At 58.3% G+C, this 3,138-nt stretch carries 4 protein-coding genes; 1 reads left to right on the forward strand and 3 read right to left on the reverse strand.

All coding sequences use genetic code 11. From position 1 onward, the window contains the following. Positions 1 to 158: 158 nt before the first annotated feature. Genes M3498_10295 through M3498_10305 form a run of 3 tightly spaced genes read right to left on the reverse strand, consistent with a single transcriptional unit; the run spans position 159 to position 2,359 of the window. Positions 159 to 1,058, reverse strand: a complete 900-nt coding sequence (locus M3498_10295) for an aldo/keto reductase (protein ID MDQ3459671.1) — start codon at positions 1,056 to 1,058, stop codon at positions 159 to 161. A gap of 50 nt (positions 1,059 to 1,108) precedes the next feature. Continuing rightward, entirely contained in the window at positions 1,109 to 1,966 is an 858-nt protein-coding gene (locus M3498_10300; GenBank protein ID MDQ3459672.1) for a transposase, read from the reverse strand. A 3-nt stretch (positions 1,967 to 1,969) separates the two neighbouring features. Next, entirely contained in the window at positions 1,970 to 2,359 is a 390-nt protein-coding gene (locus M3498_10305; GenBank protein MDQ3459673.1) for a hypothetical protein, read from the reverse strand. 254 nt (positions 2,360 to 2,613) lie between these two features. Between M3498_10305 and tnpA the strand changes: the two genes are divergently transcribed. Continuing rightward, positions 2,614 to 3,051: an IS200/IS605 family transposase gene (gene tnpA, locus M3498_10310; GenBank protein ID MDQ3459674.1), complete on the forward strand. Its 438-nt coding sequence runs from the start codon at positions 2,614 to 2,616 to the stop codon at positions 3,049 to 3,051. The last annotated feature ends 87 nt before the right edge of the window (positions 3,052 to 3,138 follow it).

Here is a 3,138-nt window from a genome sequence, read left to right on the forward strand (position 1 = left end):
ATGCCCAGAGGTAAGGCGCCACGGCTCTCGCTCAGCGACCGGAGGGCCTCCCCGTCAAGGCTGAGGACGGCGGTGACGGCGCCGAAGGGATCAGTCCAGGTGAAAGGCGGCATGGCCTAATTATGCGCAGCTAGCGGCGTGGCACACCCCTTTCTACGTCAGGTCAGCTGGGGCCAGTCACGGCCGACGTCCTCAAAGCGGCGGTGCAACTCGGTCACGGTCGCCTCTGTCAAAGGTAGCCCGCCTTCGACGAGCTTGACATTAGAACGCATGTATTTCGGCGTCTTTGTTCCCACAATCGCGACGTCCACGGCGTCGTGCTTAAGCGTGAAGCCGAGCGCCAGGGCGATCCGGTCTGCAGGCGCGTCCGGTAGGGGTTCGGTCGCGCGCATCCGCTGCGCCCGCTTAAAGTAGCCGTCCGCATATCCGCTCGGACTCTCTTCAGCACCCCAAGCACTATTGGCGATGGGCCGTTTCACGATGATGCCCATGCCCTTTGCTTTGGCTTGTGTGAAAAGGTTGAAGCGCGCTTTTTGGTCGACGAGGTTGAAGCTCGTTTGCAGCGTATCGAAAAGTCCGCTGTCGACCGCCCACTCGGCGTTCTCGTTGTCACCGCTGTAGCCGATATAGCGCGTCTTGCCCTCACGCTGCGCCTCCTGCAACGCTCCGATGGCCTCCCCGCGCTCGAGCACCGCTACGCTGCACGAGTGGAGCTGGACCAAGTCGAGGCAATCGGTTCTGAGACGCTTCAAGCTGCGGTCAATGCTGTCACGGATGGTCCGCGCCGTCCACTCCTCGCCCTCATAGCCGTCAACAACGTGTCCAGCTTTCGTGGCCAGGTAGAACTCATTACGCCGCTGTGAAACGCTTTGGCCGATCAGCTCCTCGCTCAGGCCGTAGCAGGCGGCGGTATCAAGGAAGTTGATGCCCGCGTCGAGCGCGGCATTAAGCACCTCGCCAGGGTGGGTATCCGAAAGGTCGGCCGAACCGATTTCTGAAAGGCCGAAGCCCAAGCGTGTCACCTGCATGTCCGTCTTGCCGAGATGTCGTTTATCCATCCTGCCAGCTTACGAAGTCTGGTCCACGCCAAGTGTTGCCAAGCCCATTATTAAGCTCCCGACCCTGATTGCCTGACAAAACTCTGGTCATGCGGTAAGGGCAAGGGAAACCGGGAGGCAAGGAAGCTCTTCAGGGTTGCGGAAGTCGAGAAGGTCGAAGCGCTCTTGCTGGGTTTAGCGTGCTGGGTTTTCGAGGCCATCGCAGCTTCCGGGTCCGGTTCGCCCGTAAGCCGCAACACGCTGGGTAAGGGATAGGCCACCCCTGAGAAAAAGCGTCTGAGATAGCGCCAGCCCAGTTTGAGGTAAGAGCTGCCACGCTGGCGGTGCGGGTCAACCTCACGGCGGCGGCCTTGGCGAACGACCTCACTGCCCTGGACGACCAGGTAAAGGCTGGCCACGGCCAGCACCAGACACAGACGATTGAGAGCAGCTGCCCCCAGCAGGCGAGTATCCTCGAGTTGAAAGCCGTTCGATTTTTCGTCCAAGAACTCTTCTTCCAGCCTGAACCTCAGGCCATACTCGACAAAGGTCTCACTGCTGGTCGGTTCGTCACTCACCACCAGCCAGCGAAGGACACTGCCGTAGGGACGTCCCAGCGCAAGCGACACTGGACCATAGCGTTTGGCGGTGAGCGATATGCCTTGCCAGAACCGTGCCTCGCCTGCGGCAAGAGATACGCGCGCGAGTTTGATCTTCGCTCCCTGACCGAGATGGCAGCGCAAGTTGGCTTTGATGCGGATGCGATAGTGCCAAGCGAGCTCGTTCGTCAAGTACTTCATCAACTTGGTGTCACAAAAGCCCCTGTCTGCCAACAGCACCACCTTCACCCCGCTGGGCAGGAGGCGGGACGCTTGAGCAAGCAACGGACGGTAGACCTCAAAGGCGACGCTGCTACTGTCATGCGCCAAAACCTACCATACCACCGGCACCGCGCGACCACGGTACAGCACACTGACGCGAATCAAACAGTAGCCGCCGGGCAACTGACTGGTATCCAAGGCCAGGTAGAGCCTGTGCTTTCCCCAGCTTGCCAGGGCTTCTTGGATGATAGGCGCATAGAGCTCGTTCACCTTGACTTTGTCGTTCGCCAGCCAACGTGAAAAGCGCCTGACGCGGCTCGATGCCTGTTTGGCGCGACCATGCGCATAATCCGCCCAAGTGCTCAGGCTGATGCAACCTGAGCCAAGCAGGCCGATGACCATCCAGGTAAACGTCTTGCAGTGCCTGATGTCCTTCCAGGCTGATGGTCTGAGCAGCTTGAACAAGGTATCGTAAAAGTGGAGGGTGCTGGAACTGTTCACAAGTTCATAGCGTACGCCTTATCGCGTCCTGCAAGCACCCTCTGCTACTTTTGTCAGGCAATCAGGTTGCCGTAGTTCATAGCCCACATAAGTCACTCGCCAGTACCTTACAGTTCACAGGACGCATTTCACGCGATGCGCCTGAAGAATACGGAGTCCCACGCTTTATAGTCCTCTAAATGGTCCTAAACCCCCGTCTTCCAGACGGGAGACGCTCTTGTGCCCTAGAGGGTATCAGCGTGTAGATTGCGAAGGTGAAGAGCTATAGCAAAGGGAGCCACACGATCTACCACCATCGCTACCACCTGGTGTGGATCACGAAGTACCGCTACAGAGTTTTGCGCGGCGAGTTGCAACGGCGGGTGCGCACAATTATCGCGCAAGTTGCCGAAGAGCTGGGGGTAAAGATCATCAATGGTGTGGTATCCAGCGATCACATCCACCTGTTGGTGTCGATCCCGCCACAGCTGGCGGTAGCGGAGTTTGTGAAGCGGGCGAAGGGAAGGAGTTCAAGGAAAGTGCAGCAGGAGTTTCCGGAAGTACGCAAACGGTACTGGGGGAGACACTTTTGGGCACGAGGCTATTTCAGCGCCACGAGTGGAAACGTAACGGATGAGATGATCGACGAGTACATCAACAACCACTATGACGCCCACAAGCGCAACGACGAGGAGAATATCTCTTTAGAGTGATTCCCGGCTTCCAGCCTAGCTCCTCAACCCACCGACTCGAAGTCGGTGGTGGTTAAGTTGGCACGGACGGTTCGCCGCAAAAAGAAA

The organism is Deinococcota bacterium (assembly GCA_030858465.1).
Taxonomy (GTDB): Bacteria; Deinococcota; Deinococci; order Deinococcales; family Trueperaceae; genus JALZLY01.